This is a genomic window from Reichenbachiella sp. (assembly GCF_965233835.1).
Classification (GTDB): domain Bacteria; phylum Bacteroidota; class Bacteroidia; order Cytophagales; family Cyclobacteriaceae; genus Reichenbachiella.
In genome coordinates this window covers 4,659,963-4,675,728 of sequence record NZ_OZ247585.1, presented here as the reverse complement: position 1 = coordinate 4,675,728, position 15,766 = coordinate 4,659,963, and the positions used below count along the sequence as shown (strand labels likewise).

Annotated in this window: 16 protein-coding genes and 1 tRNA gene; 8 read left to right on the top strand and 9 right to left on the bottom strand. The window is 39.8% G+C overall.

Translation table 11 applies throughout. The features are described from left to right. Nucleotides 1-36 precede the first annotated feature (36 nt). Nucleotides 37-1,191: a formimidoylglutamase gene (locus ACO6S2_RS19780; protein ID WP_422360290.1), complete on the top strand. Its 1,155-nt coding sequence runs from the start codon at nucleotides 37-39 to the stop codon at nucleotides 1,189-1,191. Here ACO6S2_RS19780 and ACO6S2_RS19775 read toward each other — a convergent pair. The 4 genes from ACO6S2_RS19775 to ACO6S2_RS19760 form a co-directional block, all read right to left on the bottom strand. Next, nucleotides 1,188-1,373, bottom strand: coding sequence for a PspC domain-containing protein (locus tag ACO6S2_RS19775; RefSeq protein WP_318170405.1), 186 nt, complete (start codon nucleotides 1,371-1,373; stop codon nucleotides 1,188-1,190). The genes ACO6S2_RS19780 and ACO6S2_RS19775 overlap by 4 nt on opposite strands. Nucleotides 1,374-1,447: 74 nt before the next feature. Next, nucleotides 1,448-1,648 (bottom strand): hypothetical protein, encoded by a 201-nt coding sequence (locus ACO6S2_RS19770; RefSeq protein WP_422360289.1) that lies wholly within the window; start codon nucleotides 1,646-1,648, stop codon nucleotides 1,448-1,450. A gap of 183 nt (nucleotides 1,649-1,831) precedes the next feature. Beyond that, nucleotides 1,832-3,070, bottom strand: coding sequence for a dipeptidase (locus tag ACO6S2_RS19765; RefSeq protein ID WP_422360288.1), 1,239 nt, complete (start codon nucleotides 3,068-3,070; stop codon nucleotides 1,832-1,834). A gap of 90 nt (nucleotides 3,071-3,160) precedes the next feature. After that, nucleotides 3,161-5,035: an ABC-F family ATP-binding cassette domain-containing protein gene (locus tag ACO6S2_RS19760; protein WP_422360287.1), complete on the bottom strand. Its 1,875-nt coding sequence runs from the start codon at nucleotides 5,033-5,035 to the stop codon at nucleotides 3,161-3,163. A gap of 189 nt (nucleotides 5,036-5,224) precedes the next feature. Here ACO6S2_RS19760 and ACO6S2_RS19755 point away from each other — a divergent pair, with 189 nt between their 5' ends. Beyond that, the gene (locus tag ACO6S2_RS19755) at nucleotides 5,225-5,788 is read left to right on the top strand and encodes a hypothetical protein (RefSeq protein WP_422360286.1); all 564 of its coding nucleotides are present in this window, start codon (nucleotides 5,225-5,227) and stop codon (nucleotides 5,786-5,788) included. A gap of 59 nt (nucleotides 5,789-5,847) precedes the next feature. Here the strand turns inward: ACO6S2_RS19755 and ACO6S2_RS19750 are convergent, their stop codons facing one another. Then, the gene (locus ACO6S2_RS19750) at nucleotides 5,848-6,123 is read right to left on the bottom strand and encodes a hypothetical protein (RefSeq protein ID WP_422360285.1); all 276 of its coding nucleotides are present in this window, start codon (nucleotides 6,121-6,123) and stop codon (nucleotides 5,848-5,850) included. Nucleotides 6,124-6,250: 127 nt separating this feature from the next. Here ACO6S2_RS19750 and ACO6S2_RS19745 point away from each other — a divergent pair, with 127 nt between their 5' ends. Both ACO6S2_RS19745 and ACO6S2_RS19740 read left to right on the top strand, forming a co-directional pair. Further along, on the top strand, nucleotides 6,251-6,871 hold the full coding sequence (locus ACO6S2_RS19745) for a uridine kinase family protein (protein WP_422360284.1): 621 nt from the start codon (nucleotides 6,251-6,253) through the stop codon (nucleotides 6,869-6,871). A gap of 63 nt (nucleotides 6,872-6,934) precedes the next feature. Beyond that, the gene (locus ACO6S2_RS19740; RefSeq protein WP_422360283.1) at nucleotides 6,935-8,371 is read left to right on the top strand and encodes a PAS domain-containing sensor histidine kinase; all 1,437 of its coding nucleotides are present in this window, start codon (nucleotides 6,935-6,937) and stop codon (nucleotides 8,369-8,371) included. Nucleotide 8,372: 1 nt separating this feature from the next. Here the strand turns inward: ACO6S2_RS19740 and ACO6S2_RS19735 are convergent, their stop codons facing one another. Both ACO6S2_RS19735 and ACO6S2_RS19730 read right to left on the bottom strand, forming a co-directional pair. Further along, nucleotides 8,373-9,086: a YebC/PmpR family DNA-binding transcriptional regulator gene (locus ACO6S2_RS19735; protein WP_422360282.1), complete on the bottom strand. Its 714-nt coding sequence runs from the start codon at nucleotides 9,084-9,086 to the stop codon at nucleotides 8,373-8,375. A gap of 79 nt (nucleotides 9,087-9,165) precedes the next feature. Then, nucleotides 9,166-10,497 (bottom strand): saccharopine dehydrogenase family protein, encoded by a 1,332-nt coding sequence (locus ACO6S2_RS19730; protein WP_422360281.1) that lies wholly within the window; start codon nucleotides 10,495-10,497, stop codon nucleotides 9,166-9,168. 169 nt (nucleotides 10,498-10,666) lie between these two features. On the opposite strand from ACO6S2_RS19730, the gene ACO6S2_RS19725 reads away from it, so the two are divergent. From ACO6S2_RS19725 to ACO6S2_RS19715, 3 genes are all read left to right on the top strand, one after another. Continuing rightward, nucleotides 10,667-11,152: a cytidine deaminase gene (locus tag ACO6S2_RS19725; RefSeq protein WP_422360280.1), complete on the top strand. Its 486-nt coding sequence runs from the start codon at nucleotides 10,667-10,669 to the stop codon at nucleotides 11,150-11,152. Between the two features lie 81 nt (nucleotides 11,153-11,233). Further along, nucleotides 11,234-11,851, top strand: coding sequence for a hypothetical protein (locus tag ACO6S2_RS19720; protein ID WP_422360279.1), 618 nt, complete (start codon nucleotides 11,234-11,236; stop codon nucleotides 11,849-11,851). A 39-nt stretch (nucleotides 11,852-11,890) separates the two neighbouring features. Next, the gene (locus ACO6S2_RS19715; protein WP_422360278.1) at nucleotides 11,891-12,616 is read left to right on the top strand and encodes a DUF2490 domain-containing protein; all 726 of its coding nucleotides are present in this window, start codon (nucleotides 11,891-11,893) and stop codon (nucleotides 12,614-12,616) included. A 156-nt stretch (nucleotides 12,617-12,772) separates the two neighbouring features. Here the strand turns inward: ACO6S2_RS19715 and ACO6S2_RS19710 are convergent. Then, nucleotides 12,773-12,848 (bottom strand) — tRNA-His (locus tag ACO6S2_RS19710). Between the two features lie 87 nt (nucleotides 12,849-12,935). Further along, a complete protein-coding gene (locus ACO6S2_RS19705) occupies nucleotides 12,936-14,276 on the bottom strand; it encodes a dihydroorotase (protein WP_422360277.1) in 1,341 nt (446 codons plus the stop codon). Between the two features lie 113 nt (nucleotides 14,277-14,389). Between ACO6S2_RS19705 and ACO6S2_RS19700 the strand changes: the two genes are divergently transcribed. Continuing rightward, entirely contained in the window at nucleotides 14,390-15,670 is a 1,281-nt protein-coding gene (locus ACO6S2_RS19700) for a DEAD/DEAH box helicase (protein ID WP_422360276.1), read from the top strand. Nucleotides 15,671-15,766: the final 96 nt, after the last annotated feature.

Below are 15,766 nucleotides of genomic sequence, written 5' to 3'. Positions count from 1 at the left end.
TTTTGACAAAGACATCACCTTAACAATGCCTGAAGCATGGACCTGAAGCTCTATTTCGATCCCGTAGATCAAAGCCTTTCCAATCGAAAATTTTCTTCTGACTCTTTTATTCAATCTGTCTACCTAAATGAGAACAAATTGCCGGACATCAAACTGATGGATGTGGCTATTATAGGGTTGCTAGAAACTCGGGGTAGCAGCACTTTGAATGAAACGGGCGTAAGGCTCATTAGGGAGCGGCTCTATGGGCTTAAAAAAGGAGAAGGCACCTGTAATGTGGTCGATTTAGGAAATCTTAGAAATGGACCTGATCTGCGCGAAACTTATAAAAGGGTTCAATCGGTGTGTCATTTCTTAATGACAAAGGACATATTGCCTATACTAATAGGTGGGTCTCATGATTTGGATATAGGTCAATATCTGGCTTATGAAGAGGAGGATAAAATGGTGAGTATACTGAACGTGGACTCTCGATTTGATCTAAATGACAAAGCAGAGTCTGACCCCAACGAAAATCATATCCATAGGATTTTTACTCATGAGCCCAACTACTTATTCAACTATAGTCAATTGGGGCATCAATCCTATCTGGTGAATGCTTCTGCGACCAAAGTACTTGAGCAGCTGAGTTTCAATCCCATTCGACTTGGTGCTTTGAGGGATGATATCAAACGAATGGAACCTCTCATCCGTGAAGCAGATATGTTGAGTTTCGATTTATCGGCTATACAATCCATTTATTGTCCCGGGGGCAACCGCAGCGAGATATTTGGCTTAACAGGGGAAGAAGCTTGCCAAATCATGTGGTATGCAGGAATGAACGACAAGCTGAGCTCAGTGGGCATATACGAATACAATCCCGAAAAAGAAACAGCAGAAAACCCAACAGCGATGGTAATAGCTACAATGCTTTGGTATTTTATTGAAGGTTTTAAAAATAGAAAAGGGGAGAAGGGCTTTCAGACCAATGACTACATGAAGTATGTAGTGGCCATGGATGCAGAACCAGAATCTATTGTGTTTTATAAAAGCAGATTGTCAGACAAGTGGTGGATGGAAGTGCCAAACGCCACGCATATTGGCATCTATGACAGACACTATATCGTTCCTTGTGATTATTCGGATTATGAATTGGCCACCAAAGGCGATGTGCCTGAACGTTGGATCAATACCTACTCAAAAATGACTTAGTAGTCAGGCATGATTAACCAAAGTATCAGGTAAACGAGCATACCTGGAAATCCAACAGAGCAAATAGAAAGCACCACATAGCCAATTCTGACTAAGGTAGGGTCCAAATCAAAGTAATTGGCAATTCCGCCACATACGCCTGCGAGCATTTTGTCTGATGATCTTGTAAGTCGTCTAGTCATAATCTTGGTGTTTGATTAGTAATTTAAAAATGCTTTTAAAATCTTAAAAGATACTTCAGTAATTTTTTAAACTGCTATTTGAGTAAACTCAACAATTTAAGGTGAAGTTTTCCAGAAGGGTCAAATGTTGGGGCCTGTTCAGTGGATTCTTGGTGATCTAAATCAGCCTCAGAATCAAAACCTACTGCATTGGATTGAAACCCAATCACGATAGCCACCAATACACCCAATAAGATTAGGAGTATTTTGGAATATCTGCCATTCAATTTCTTCATTACAGTAGGTTTAAATTCTTAAGTAAAGTTTGAGTTTTTGACCTTGCTCACATTTTGGCAATCGCTGTGCCAACTTTTGTAACTATCAGAAAATCAGATGGTAATAAATTTTACACTCTTGTAAACAAAAAAAGAGTGTCTCGAATACGGACACTCTTTGATGTATTTGTGACCGGTTTGGCCTTAGCTCTTTCCTGCTGCTTTTAGTACCGCATTCCAAACGCGGAACACATTTTTATAGCAAATCTTTTCTATATCTTCCTCAGAATATCCTCTGTTGAGTAATTCCTCTATCAACTTAGGGTAGTCGGCAGCCGTTTTTAATCGATTAGGTAGGGAGTTGCCTACACCATCGAAATCAGAACCTAGTCCCACATAATCCACTCCTACTAATTTTGTTACATAGTCGATGTGATCCGCAGCGTCTTTTACATCTGCAAAGAAATCATTGTCAATGAGCCATTGGTTGCTGAAGGCGGTGATGGCAGAATCGCTGGCATTTGGATTTTGAGCTTTATACTCCTTGAGCGCAATCTTGGCCGTATCATATAGCTGACGTGACTTTTGTAGTAAGAAGGTAGAACCAAAATTGATTTGGATTACACCGTTATTCTTCGCAAGAAGTTTGATCATATCGTCACTCATGTTTCTTTCGAAACCGGGGGTGAACTGCCTAACCGAAGAATGAGAAGCAATACAAGGCACATCAGTCATTTCCATTACTTGGTAGAAGGTACTGTCTGATACATGGGCAATGTCTACCATGATGCCTTGTGCATTCATTTCTTTTACTACTTCTCTTCCAAAAGGACTCAACCCATTCCATTTTCTTGTAGGGTCATAAGAAGAATCACAAATGAGATTATTCTTCGAATGTGTCAAAGTCACGTATCTGATACCACGATCGAAGAAATATTTTACGTTTTCAATGTTGTCTTCTATGCCTGATCCATTTTCCATACCCATTGGGAGGGAGATCAAACCTTTTTCAAAATTTTGGATGGCTTCTGATGGGCTACCGGCTAGAGCAAAATGATCAGGATAGGTGCTAGTGATTTGCTCGACCATGGTAATCAGTGAGTCTGCCAAAATTTTAGAAGCACCCGACGTTTTTTGCAAAGAGGCTGGCAAATAGATAGACATAAAAGGTACATCCAATCCACCTTTTTTGGATTTTGCATAGTCGAAATTCCCGTCAATTTCTCCAGACAAATCTGGAATTTCACCTTTAGCCATGTAGCCTTCTTCCGCTAATTTGTATGGCAGGTCAATATGTCCATCTGTAATGATAAATTTTTTGGCTAGTACCTCTGCCTGAGTTTTCACATCAGGGGTAGCTTCTGGCGCAGCCGCCTCTTTGGGCTTGTTGCAGCCATATAGGAATATTGAGGTGAGGGTGGTAGCAATCAGTAATTTTCTCATCGTTTGTTATTTAAATGAGCCGGAAATTAGACAATTATCTAGAAGAAAGAAAAAATTCTTGTTTAGTGGTAAATGAAGCAAATGGTCGGTTTAGCTAAGCTCTGATAGTTCTAACCAACGCATTTCTAGTTCATCAAGTTTCTCTACGATTTGCTCCACTTCGGTCGACCATTCAGTCAGTTGAACATGATCTGTATCGCCAGAGTTTAGCAGATTTGAGAGCTCTTCTTTTCGTGACTCAAGTTTGGGCATTTCCTTTTCAATAGACTCGAATTCCTGTTTCTCTTTATAGGTGAGTTTTCTTTTGTCTTCACTCTTTTGTTTTACCTCTTCTTTTGTTGAAGTTGATGATTTGGGAGCGGCTTTTGGTTTTGTAGGTTCAAGACGATAATCGGTATAGTTGCCATGAAAATCCCGTATGTCGGGTGTTTCGTCCAGCACAAATAAATGATCTACCAGCTTGTCCATAAAATACCTGTCATGCGACACGATCAGCAGGCATCCACCAAAATTTTGTAAATAGTCTTCTAATATGTTGAGCGTAACAATATCTAAATCATTGGTCGGCTCATCGAGTATCAGAAAGTTTGGATTGGCCATCAGTACTTTCAGCAGTTGCAGCCTTCTCTTCTCACCGCCACTTAATTTAGAGATGTGTGCGTATTGAGATTTGGGTGGAAACAAAAACTGGTTTAACAACTGTGAAGCAGTGACCGTACTCCCATCTTCGAGGGTAATAACCTCTGCAATCTCCTGAATAGCTTCTATGACAGTTTTCCCGCCATCCTCCTGGATAGTGTCCTGGGTGTAATAACCGAAAGAGGTATTTAGACCTTTATCTATAGTTCCGGAGTCAGCTTCTAAAGTTCCGGTGAGTACGTTGAGAAAAGTAGATTTTCCTGTTCCGTTTTTCCCTACTACGCCTACTTTTTCACCTCGGGTGAATATGTGAGAAAAGTTGGAGAAGATGGATTTGTCTCCAAAGGATTTCGAAACTTTATCTAGTTCGAGTATTTTCTTGCCTTGACGTTTGCCACTTATTTTGATTTCCATCTCCGACTTCCTAAGGTCTACATTGGCCTTTTCTTTGGTTTCGTAGAAAGCATCAATTCTATATTTGGCCTTAGTACCACGAGCTTTAGGCTGACGGCGCATCCATTCTAACTCTTTAGATAAGAGATTCTTTGCTTTGTCTTTGGCCTGTTGCTGAATTTCTTCTCTTTCGGCCTTTTTCTCCAGGTATTTGGCATAGTTGCCGTTGTATTTGAAAATCTGACCTTGATCCATTTCCAGAATCATATTACATACCTTATCCAAAAAGTATCGATCGTGAGTCACCATCAATATGGCCAAGTTTTGAGAAGAAAGGTATTCTTCCATCCATTCGATTATGTCCAGATCCAAGTGGTTGGTTGGCTCATCTAGGATCAAAAAGTCGGGCTCATCCAGAAGTGCCTTGGCTAGCGCAATACGCTTCTGTTGACCTCCGGACATGTCCTTGATAGATTGATTTAGATCATTGATACCCAATTTTCCAAGCACCTCTTTGAGCCGATGTTCATAGTCCCAGGCATTCAGGCTGTCAATTTTTTCAATCAATTCCTGCATACGTCCTTGGTCTTTGTCTGAAGGATCAGGTTTTTCTATAAGCTTCCAATATTCATTCAGCACCCTTGCTTCAGGGTGATCGCCTTCAGTAATAGAATCTAAGACGGTGGCATACCCACTCAAATCTGGTGCTTGATCCAAAATAGAAACTTTGAGGTCTCTGGCAAATGATACCACCCCCTCATCTGGATTTATTTGTTTGGCTACTATGTTCAGTAAAGTGGATTTACCACAACCATTTACCCCCACCAAAGCCACCTTTTGACCTTGTTCGATTCCAAATGTGATATTTTCAAAAAGTTGTTTGTCGTTAAAACTCTTGGTGAGTTTTTCAACAGAAAGTGCAATTGGAGGCATGTACTAGTTTTAAAAATGCAAGTGCAAATATAGAGGCAATAACTCTTAGAAAAATGAAAATAAAATAGAAGTGTTCATGCGACTTGTTTAGTTGAAAATTCACTAACTTGAATGAGTAATTGAGAGGTGAAAATCTCAGTTATTTCTCAATACATTAATCACAATTATACTTAATCAAACAAAAGAATCATGAAAAAAGCATTAGCGATTATTTTATTTACCCTAGGTGTATCCACGATTGGATACGCTCAAGAGTACAAGCCTTTCCAGTTATATCTCGGGTTAGGTTATGCAGCGCCATCTGATGGAGGAGGAGGAATTATCCTCGATTTAGAACCTTCGTACAGAATTAATGATCAGATTGCGGTTGGATTGAGAATAGAATCAGCAGCAATGGCTAAGAATTTTAGCGGAGATTTTAGTGCAGAAACCAGTGTTTCTGCTGTTGGCTCTTATACTCTCAATGGACGTTATTATTTAGGTGAAAGTAATTTTAGACCCTACATCGGTGCCGGCTTAGGGATTTATGTCCTTGGTACAGTTGAAGTAGATGCTTCCGGAAATACTACTGGCGGTGAATATGATGCAGGATCAAAATTTGGGTTTTACCCAAGAGTTGGTTTTGATGTAGGGCACTTCAATATGAATTTGGACTTTAATATTATTCCAAAATCAGAAGAAAATGGCACAGAATTGAAAAACTCTTACATCGGTATTCGAATGGCATTCTTCCTATTTGGAGGGAAAAACTAAGAAAGGAAAATAAAAATTAAGGCCTGATTTCTTTTTAGATATCAGGCCTTTTTTGTGAATTATTTTTTAAAGGCAGCCTCTGCTGCTCTCTTGATTTCCTCTGCTGCAGCCATCAAATGAGTTTTTATTTCATCCCACTTGCCTTCATTTTTGTCTTTGAAGGACTGATACTCGTCATCAAGTTTGCTCTTTTTCTTTTTTAGCTCTTTGATCTTGTCCTCTACCTCATCTCGAATGTCATCTTTAGCCCCTTTGGCTTCCAGGATCAATTCATCTATTCGTTTGCCTAGTTCTTTTAATATTTTTTCTACTTGTCCTTGGTGGTCTGTACTCATGATGGTAATTGTTTTAACTAAAAGTAGCTAAATATACTGAAAATCGAATCTTGGGTTTTCTATCTCACCAACTTAATTTTTGTCTAAAATTGCATATATTTTTGAATCAGGATTAATAACTAAACTCATGACCACACCCTATATCGTTGGGATTACGGGCGGTAGCGCTTCCGGAAAAACTTTGTTGCTCAATGAATTGAAGAAGTCTTTTAGCGAAGATGAATTGTGCATTGTCTCACAGGACAATTATTATCGTCCAAGGCATGAACAGCCTGTAGATAAAAATGGAGTTCAGAATTTTGACAAACCAGAATCCATAGATCAGCAGGCCTTTGCTGAAGATGTGGCAAAGCTAAAAAGGGGACAAACCGTTACACGTCAGGAGTACACTTTCAACAATCCTAAGGTGGAGCCAAAAATGCTAACCTTTAAACCTTCTTCCATTATAGTAGTAGAAGGGATTTTTGTTTTCTACCTAAAAGAAGTTGTTGCTTCCTTGGACTTAAAAGTATTCGTTGATGCCAAGGATTTCTTGATGCTGAAACGAAGGATTTTACGTGATGCTAAAGAAAGAGGGTATGATTTAGATGATGTGTTGTATCGATTTGATAAGCATGTTATGCCCACATATAGGAAGTATATCAAACCATTTAAGCAGGATGCGGATATTATTATTCCGAATAATAATGATTCTTTAAAAAATGGATTGGGTGTATTGGTAGGCTTTTTAAAAGGTAAAATCAACTAACAGTTTTCGCCTTGTTCTGATTCTTGCCTGAAAATGTTTATCTTTTAGTAAGATTCTCGGGTAATGCAGCAAAAATACTTAATAGCCCAATTAGAAAATACAAATGATAGGTTGTGGTCATATGACTCTGATTTACTATGTACTTATGTCAATCAGAACATGGCCGATGACTACTTGCGCGCTTTTGGCTATAGGTTAGAAATTGGGATGAATATTCTGCATAATGTTCCAGAGCCTATTTATTCAGTCTGGTTAGAGAGATACCAAAAAGCATTGAAAGGGGAGAAATTTACCGTTGTTGATCGGTTTGAAATAGAAGGTGTGCCAGAGTATGTAGAAGTCTCTTTCAATCCCGTTATGGAAGATGGAAAGATACTCTGTGTGGCTTGTTGTTCGAAGGACATATCTGCCGGGAAGCGGGCTGAATTAAGGGTTCAGGAAAGCGAGGCGAATCTTTTTGCTCAAATAGAAAATACCACTGATAGCATCTGGTCGGTGAGTGACAAATATGCATTGGTAACAATGAATTCGGTCTTTAAACGTGAGTTTGATCGGGTATTTAGATGTAACCTGAAGTTGGGTGATGTCATTATTGATTACCTGCCTGAACCTCACCGCACGATTTGGAAAGAGCGATATGATCGTTCCTTAGGAGGTGAAAAATTTGAAATTGTAGAAACTCATGAATTTGAAGAACCTCCGACACATATATCAATATCTTATAATCCAGTTCTTGTTGAAGGTAATATAGTGGGGGTGGCTTGCTTTACGCGAGATATCACGGCGCTAAAAACTTCGGAAGTAGAACTAAAGAATGCCTTACAGTCAAGGGACAAGCTCTTTTCAGTAATTGCACATGACCTGAGGGGACCAATTGCGAATATCTTACAGCTGACCAAGTTGCTAAAAATGCAAAAAGGGGATATTGAAGTACACCAAAACGCGCTCAACCTTCTGGCCAATTCTTCTTCAAGTGTCTATCGATTGTTAGATAACTTACTCAACTGGGCTCTATCTCAGCAGGGTGTAATTGAATTAAATCCTGAAAATTATCCATTGAGAGAATTGGTACACTCCGCAATAGAAGCATACCAAATCAATGCTAATTTGAAAAAGTTAAAAATTAGGGTAGGAATTGATCAGGACATAGTCGTTCATGCTGATAAGTCTATTTTTAGTAGTGTGGTTGCAAATCTGTTTAATAATGCTATTAAATATACCAGTGAAGGGGGTACCATTAGTCTTGATGCCATACCAAATGGTGAGGCTGTAGTTGTCCAGATTAAAGACACAGGCATCGGAATGTCGCAAGAGCAGATTGATTCGATTCTTCAAAAAGACTCTTTGAAATCTACTCTTGGAACTAAGCATGAAAAAGGTACAGGATTAGGGCTAGTCCTTTCCAAGGAGTTTATAAAACTCAATAGAGGAAAATTTAACATTAAAAGTGAAGAGGGCAAAGGATCTGTTTTTGAGTTTACCCTCCCGATGGGTACCTAGCCTAGGCCATGGTATGAAAGACGTTTTGCACGTCATCATCCTCTTCCAACTTCTCCAACAGCTTGTTCACATCTTCTTGCTGCTCTTCGGATAACTCCTTAGTGGTAGTTGGAATTCTTTCAAACCCTGAAGACAATATTTCAATATTGTTTTCTTCAAAATACTTCTGCAGGGATCCAAAATCTGCGAATCCACCATAGACCATCATGCCGTCCTCATCATCAAATACTTCTTCGGCTCCGAAATCGATCAACTCAAGTTCCAATTCTTCAGCGTCTAGGTCTAGTGTTTCTTTGTTCAATCGGAAGTTGCACTGATGCTCGAACATGAATTCGACGGAACCAGAGGTGCCTAAATTGCCATCACATTTAGTAAAATAGCTTCTGACATTAGCCACCGTTCGGTTGTTATTGTCTGTAGCCGTTTCCACTAACACGGCAATGCCATGTGGCGCATAGCCCTCAAAAAGTGTTTCTTTGAAATCACCCTGATCCTTGTCAGAAGCACGTTTGATCGCACGTTGAATATTATCCTTGGGCATGTTGGCTGCCTTGGCATTTTGCATGACTGCACGAAGCCTTGAGTTGGTGTCGGGGTCAGGGCCGCCGGCTTTTACTGCGATGACGATCTCTTTACCAATTCTGGTGAAGGTTCGAGACATAGCTCCCCAGCGCTTCATTTTACGTGCTTTTCTAAATTCAAATGCTCTTCCCATGGTAATCTATTTTTTATGGTTTGCAAATATATAAAAAGGCCTTGCTATCGAGCAAGGCCTTTTTCGTAGTCTCATTGAATTACTTGATTTCACTCTCCTTAAAAGTAATTCCATGCGACTCAAGTTCATCCAATACTGGCTCGTAGATTTCCTTTTCTGTAGGGATATGAACCCCTTTTGGACTCATTTTTCCCTGAAGAATCAACTGTGCTGATACGGCAAGGGGCAGGCCAACCGTTTTAGACATCGCTGTGTTAATGGCATCTTCACCTTCTATAGCCATATAGGATTGAATTTGTTTCATTTCTTTGCCTTCTTGGTACACAAATTTGTGCCACATGACTATCATGTCCTTTTCATCTGGCTCGATCGTCCACTTTTTCTTTAGGATGTGCTCTAAAATTTGAGCGGGTGTTCCTTCATCTAATCCCACCAATTCATCTTCGAACATTCCCAACCATTTGAGCTTAAACATTTCCTCAGATTCCAAATCAAGATTTAGATAGTGAGCTAATTTTAGTTCCACCGAATCATCTGGGTTGTAAGACAAAAATGAATTTATAAATTGACGGTGAGTCATTTTTGATACATCATGTAACTCATAAGTATCATCTGTGGCGCCCAATTGAATAAAAATATCCCAGGCCTTGCAGAAGCCTACACGCCTCAAAGTACCTCTATAGAGTGTTTTGATCCCCCTTAGTTTGTAGGCATCCAAATATTTAAGGGAATCTCTGTTGGCGTAGCCCTCGAAGTAGCCATATTCAGGGATATGAATCACTTCAGTTCTTCTAAATAGCCTTTGATAAGGTATGTATTTGTATCGACCTTCTTGGATAAATTTGACGAAGCCCTGGCCGGCCAAAACTACATTTCTTGGGTTCCATGTAAACTTATACTCCCATGGGTTGTTGTCGTCACTTGGAGCCAAAAGCCCGCCAGTAAAAGTCTCAAATGCCTGAAGTTCATGACCTGCCTCTCGAATTCTATCTAACACCTTCATCGCTGACATATGATCTATTCCTGGATCGAGTCCCATTTCCATGATTAAACCGGCACCATTTTTTTCAAACTCGCTACTGAGTGCTTTGATCTCGTCTGTAACGTAAGAGGCAGTCAACATATTTATTCCGTTAGTCGCACAAATCTTGGCTACATGGATATGAAAAGAAGCCGGCATCATGGAAATGACTAGGTCAAATCCAGAAGTTAGCTTTTGCTGATGTGCCTCATTGAATATGTCAAAAGATATGGCTTCTCCTCTTGAACTCCCGTTGATTTTTTCCTTGGCTAGCCCTTCGTCTAAATCTCCAACTACTACTTGCCAGTCATTAGGCTCGGCGTGTTTTAGTAGAAATTCTATAAGCGTGGAAGAGGACCTTCCTGCACCAAGTACGAGTACTTTTTTCATTTTCAGTTGTATTATGTTTTTGGGTATTGTGCTGTTTTCAGGTCTTTGATTGGTCTTAAAAAGAAGCAAATTATTTCATTTTCATGGCCACTAACAAAACATTTACTTAAAAAAATAAGTATTAAATTGTCCATATTGCTTTAGTGCATTTAAACCTATATTTCCGACTATGGCCAAAAAAATAACTCATGAGGTAGAAGCCGAAATATTCGATTATTCAGAATTAAGTGCTGATGAAAAAGCACTTGTTGAGGAGGCGAAGGGAATGTTGGATCATGCATACGCGCCCTATTCGAATTTTCATGTAGGAGCAGCAGTTTTACTAGAAAGCGGAGCAATGGTCAAGGGCAGTAATCAAGAAAATGCCGCGTACCCTTCTGGTCTGTGTGCCGAACGAGTGGCCATATTTAGTGCAGGAGCAAATTACCCAAAGGAAAAAGTTAAGATGATTGCGATTGTGGCGAAACCAAGAGAAGGCAAGGACTATGTCATGGCCTCATCATGCGGAAACTGTAGGCAAGCCATGATGGAATATGAAAGTAAACAAGGAGAACCTATTGACTTGTTGTTTGTTCGTCCCAATAATGAAATTTTAAAAACCACTGTAGGAGATTTGCTGCCATTTGGGTTTGACTCAAAGAGTTTGAATGGGTAACTGAATTTAACTTTTTATTCTTCTAAATTTGGTTTTTGCATCTCAGTGTAAAGAATTAATTTGTTAAAAATTAAAAACACTATGAAATATAAAATAGCAGTATTTGCAGCCCTTTTACTTGTTGGATCTTGTGCGCCAAAGTTGTCTTTTACCTGGACGAAACCAAACTATGAAGCAACTAAGTACCAGAAAGTAGCCATTTTTTCAAGCGGAAAAAATCTACAGGTCGCGATGGAATTTCAAGACACTATGGTGAAATATTTGGCTGATAAAGGAGTAACCGCCGTTTCTGGAATGTCCATTCTCAATCCCATGCAGGCGGAATCTTTGAAACCAGAGCAGATTGCTAGTACTTTGTTGAAGGAAGGGGTGGATGCTGTAATTTCGGTCTCGCTAGTTGATAAGGAAAAATCAATGGAGTATGTACAAGGCACCAATATGTATATGTACGGGGGGTATGGTTTTGGTGGATATTATGGATACAGATACAGCCCAATGTATTATGATCCAGGACACTACTCCGAATCGACGACCTACCTACTTGAAAACCACTTCTATGAAATAAAAGAGGGAGGAAATAAAGAAGAAGCATTGATTTGGGCTTCACAAAGTGAAATTACTAATCCTTCCAAGAGCATCACTAAGACTTATTCTAAGATGTTGGTGAATGCACTAGTTGAAGATGGAATTATTCAATAATATCGATTGGCTTCTTACACACAGAAGCTAAGGAAAACCATGTTTCAGCCTTCAATCATATGGTGTGGACTTTATATTTTGATAGGCTTCTTGGTATCTACTAAGGTTGAAGCGCAGGACTCGAAGGGATCAGGCCAACTTTGGATGGCGGGTGAGGTAAAAATCAATACAGAATCCGACTTTGTAATAAAAGGTCAGTTGGAGTATCAGTCTGAGTACGATAGCGAAAACAATTGGAATAGTTGGATAGGCACGGCTGGGGCTGACTATTTATTGATTCCGAATTTGGAATTGAAGGGTGCGCTGAAAGGACTCTCAACAAATGAAAATGATACACTGAATAGGAGGGAATTGCGACCGGTACTGGGAGCTAAATTAGATTTTCTAAATAAAGGCAGATTTATATTTTACGACCATTTAAAGTTTGAGTGGAGACAACTTTACTTTAGTACTCCAGAGTTGAACTCAGGGTCATTGCGTGTTCGAAATCAGCTAGGCATGACGATGGCACTGACTCAAAAAAGCCCGTCAATGAACAAATCTCTGAATTTGTTGATATCGACTGAAGCATTCTTTGTAAAACAGGACAATGAAAAAGAACGATTTTCTAATCGTGTACGCTTGGAGTGTGGATTGAGCTATAGGCTAAGCGATCAATGGAAACTAATTATGTCTTATTATCGACAGCGCTCGAGAAATCAAATCGACGAGTCATTTACCAGTCAGGAAAATATACTGCGTCTAAAGGCAACCTGTTATTTGTAGTAGTAAGGTAAAAAAAGCAGCGTTTGAATCTCAAATGCTGCTTTTCTGGGTGAAAGACCCGACTGAAACGGGACGCCTAGTTCGACGACCTCTAGGGCCAAGGTTAACTCAAAGTCTATAAAACAAAAAAAGCTCCGCATTTCTGCGAAGCTTTCTGGGTGAAAGACCGGACTCGAACCGGCGACCTCCTGAACCACAATCAGGCGTTCTAACCAACTGAACTACAATCACCATTTGTTATCAACCCGCTGGTCGATCCCTTAAAAAGGAGTGCAAATTTAGAAATTTGTATTCTTAATTTCCAAAACTAATCTTGCATTTATTTTCTATCGAAGGATAAGCGCATACCATTTACCCCTTCGTTCATCTCACCATTGGCATAAGCCAAGTGTCCTGAGACGAAAGTGTGGGTGATTTTACTGCGAAAAGTCTGGCCTTCAAACGGGCTCCAGCCACATTTTGAGAGTACATTTTCTTTTTGAACTGTCCAGTTGTCATCCGTATCCACAAGCACCAAATCTGCATAGTACCCTTCTCTGATGTATCCTCTTTCTTTTACCTCAAATAGAATGGCTGGGTTGTGACACATTTTTTCGACCACACGTTCGATTGAGATCTTTCCATTCAAGTGATGCTCTAGCATAGCAGGTAGAGCATGTTGAACCAAGGGGCCTCCAGAAGGGCAGTTTAAATAGCCATTGTTCTTTTCCTCCATCGTGTGTGGTGCATGGTCAGTAGCTATTACATCGATTTTGTCATCTAACATGGCTTGGAATATTGTATCTCTGTCAAAAGCCGTTTTTACTGCTGGGTTCCATTTGATCAATCCTCCTTTGGTAAGATAATCCTCGTCAGAAAACCACATGTGGTGGATACAAGCCTCAGAAGTGACCAACTTGTCTTTTAATGGAGTAGAATTGTCAAAAAGCTCAGTTTCCTTTCCTGTTGAGATGTGCAGTACATGAAATTTCGTATTGTTGGCTTTTGCCAGTGCTACCGCCTTAGAAGACGAAAGATAACAAGCTTCCTCACTTCGAATCAAAGGATGAGCAGTAAATGGAATTTTATCCTCGTATTTCTCACGAAACAATTCTGTGTTTCTGCGCACAGTGCTTTCATCTTCACAGTGCGCCGCTACGATAAGCTCAGCTCTTGAGAACAATTCGGATAAAGTCTTTTCGTCGTCCACTAACATATTGCCCGTAGAAGATCCCATGAATACTTTGATTCCGCAGACATCTTGACGGCTGGTTTTCATGACCTCCTCTATGTTGTCATTGGAAGCTCCCATGAAAAATGAGTAATTGGCTAAAGAGGACTTTGCAGCAATGTCATACTTGTCTTGCAGCAACTCTTGCGTTAAGGCATTGGGTACAGTATTGGGCATTTCCATAAATGAAGTAATACCACCAGCCACTGCAGCTCTACTTTCCGTAAATATGTTGGCTTTGTGTGTCAGCCCAGGCTCTCTGAAGTGTACTTGATCATCAATAAGGCCAGGAAGTAAAAATTTGCCGTCAGCATCTATTACCTCAGCTGTCTCATGCGAAAGGCCAAAACCTATCTTTTCTATGCGCTGATCTTTAATTAACACGTCGTGAGCCAGCATTGCTCCCTCGTTTACCATTTTAGCGTTTTTGATGAGCGTGTATTTAGCCATTCTTGTGATTTTATACGATGAAAGTCTGTTTGATGCAATTAACGCCAAGAATCGAATGAAACTTGATAAATTGCATCACAAAATTAATTGGCTTCGGCTTCTAATTGCTATCCATGGCGAATAACATCGAAAATTTCTCAGATTTTAAGCTCAACAAACAAGTTCTCAATGCCATTGATGAGGCAGGGTACGCGACACCTACGCCTATTCAAAAGAAAGCCATTCCGTTGGTACTTGCTGGACACGATGTAATGGGAATAGCACAGACTGGCACAGGAAAGACAGCTGCCTTTGTATTGCCACTGCTAATGAAACTTAAATATGCCCAGGGTCAGGATCCAAGAGCTTTGATACTTGCACCCACCAGGGAGTTGGCCTTGCAGATCAATGAGAATATAAAAAAATACTCCACCTATGTAGACTTGAGATATACAGCCATTTATGGAGGAACAGGCATGAAGGTTCAGGAAGAAAAGTTAGCAGAAGGTATAGACATACTAGTCGCTACACCCGGCCGTTTTATGGATCTATATCGAAAAAGGGCTTTCACTACCAAACAATTAAAGACGTTGGTGATAGATGAAGCCGATAAGATGATGGATATGGGATTTATGCCCCAAATCCGACAAATCTTAGAAATTATTCCTGTCAAAAGGCAGAACCTACTTTTCTCGGCTACTATGTCAGCTATTGTGGAAAATCTGTCGGCTGAGTTTCTCGAATTCCCTGAAAAAGTAGAAGTAACCCCTCAGTCATCAACCGTCGATACCATTACGCAGTCCTTGTATATGATCCCTAATTTCAAGAGCAAGATTAACATGCTGGATTGTCTGTTGGTCAAGGATGAGTTGACCAGAGTCATCATTTTTGTGAAGACAAAAGCTAATGCCGATAATATTTTCAAGTTTATTGAAAGAAAAATTACCAAATCGGTTAAGGTGATTCATGGGAACAAAGCACAAAATACCCGATTAAATTCTATTGATGCTTTTAAGAATGGAGAAATAAAAATTCTTGTAGCTACTGATGTGGCGGCGAGAGGTCTAGATGTGAGTATGGTTTCTCATGTAATTAATTTTGACGTGCCATTAATCTATGAGGATTACGTACATCGAATTGGGCGGACTGGAAGAGCAGAAAATACGGGTGTGGCAATCACATTTGCAAACCAAGCGGAGGAGTATCATATCAAGCAGATTGAGAAGTTAATTGACCAGAAAATTAAGATTGAACCTGTACCGACTGAAGTTGAAATAGAAAAGACGCCTTTCGTTGAGAAACAAGAGCAACTACGGGAAATAGACTATCGTAAAAAGAAAATGGATCCTACCTATCAGGGTGCCTTTCATGACAAAAAAGAAAAGATGTCGAAAAAGGCTAAAAAAAGGCGTTAAAGAAATCATTTCATTCGTCTAAGAAATTGACAGATTCGTCGAAAAAATATTTCGATTCATAGAATTTAATTTAACAGAACAAAGAAAGAGGTTATT

What these genes read in the sequence shown, in the direction of transcription:
- ACO6S2_RS19780 (WP_422360290.1), top strand. Translation starts at nt 37, where the DNA reads ATGGACCTGAAGCTCTATTTCGATCCCGTAGATCAAAGCCTTTCCAAT.
- ACO6S2_RS19775 (WP_318170405.1), bottom strand. Translation starts at nt 1,373, where the DNA reads ATGACTAGACGACTTACAAGATCATCAGACAAAATGCTCGCAGGCGTA.
- ACO6S2_RS19770 (WP_422360289.1), bottom strand. Translation starts at nt 1,648, where the DNA reads ATGAAGAAATTGAATGGCAGATATTCCAAAATACTCCTAATCTTATTG.
- ACO6S2_RS19765 (WP_422360288.1), bottom strand. Translation starts at nt 3,070, where the DNA reads ATGAGAAAATTACTGATTGCTACCACCCTCACCTCAATATTCCTATAT.
- ACO6S2_RS19760 (WP_422360287.1), bottom strand. Translation starts at nt 5,035, where the DNA reads ATGCCTCCAATTGCACTTTCTGTTGAAAAACTCACCAAGAGTTTTAAC.
- ACO6S2_RS19755 (WP_422360286.1), top strand. Translation starts at nt 5,225, where the DNA reads ATGAAAAAAGCATTAGCGATTATTTTATTTACCCTAGGTGTATCCACG.
- ACO6S2_RS19750 (WP_422360285.1), bottom strand. Translation starts at nt 6,123, where the DNA reads ATGAGTACAGACCACCAAGGACAAGTAGAAAAAATATTAAAAGAACTA.
- ACO6S2_RS19745 (WP_422360284.1), top strand. Translation starts at nt 6,251, where the DNA reads ATGACCACACCCTATATCGTTGGGATTACGGGCGGTAGCGCTTCCGGA.
- ACO6S2_RS19740 (WP_422360283.1), top strand. Translation starts at nt 6,935, where the DNA reads ATGCAGCAAAAATACTTAATAGCCCAATTAGAAAATACAAATGATAGG.
- ACO6S2_RS19735 (WP_422360282.1), bottom strand. Translation starts at nt 9,086, where the DNA reads ATGGGAAGAGCATTTGAATTTAGAAAAGCACGTAAAATGAAGCGCTGG.
- ACO6S2_RS19730 (WP_422360281.1), bottom strand. Translation starts at nt 10,497, where the DNA reads ATGAAAAAAGTACTCGTACTTGGTGCAGGAAGGTCCTCTTCCACGCTT.
- ACO6S2_RS19725 (WP_422360280.1), top strand. Translation starts at nt 10,667, where the DNA reads ATGGCCAAAAAAATAACTCATGAGGTAGAAGCCGAAATATTCGATTAT.
- ACO6S2_RS19720 (WP_422360279.1), top strand. Translation starts at nt 11,234, where the DNA reads ATGAAATATAAAATAGCAGTATTTGCAGCCCTTTTACTTGTTGGATCT.
- ACO6S2_RS19715 (WP_422360278.1), top strand. Translation starts at nt 11,891, where the DNA reads ATGTTTCAGCCTTCAATCATATGGTGTGGACTTTATATTTTGATAGGC.
- ACO6S2_RS19705 (WP_422360277.1), bottom strand. Translation starts at nt 14,276, where the DNA reads ATGGCTAAATACACGCTCATCAAAAACGCTAAAATGGTAAACGAGGGA.
- ACO6S2_RS19700 (WP_422360276.1), top strand. Translation starts at nt 14,390, where the DNA reads ATGGCGAATAACATCGAAAATTTCTCAGATTTTAAGCTCAACAAACAA.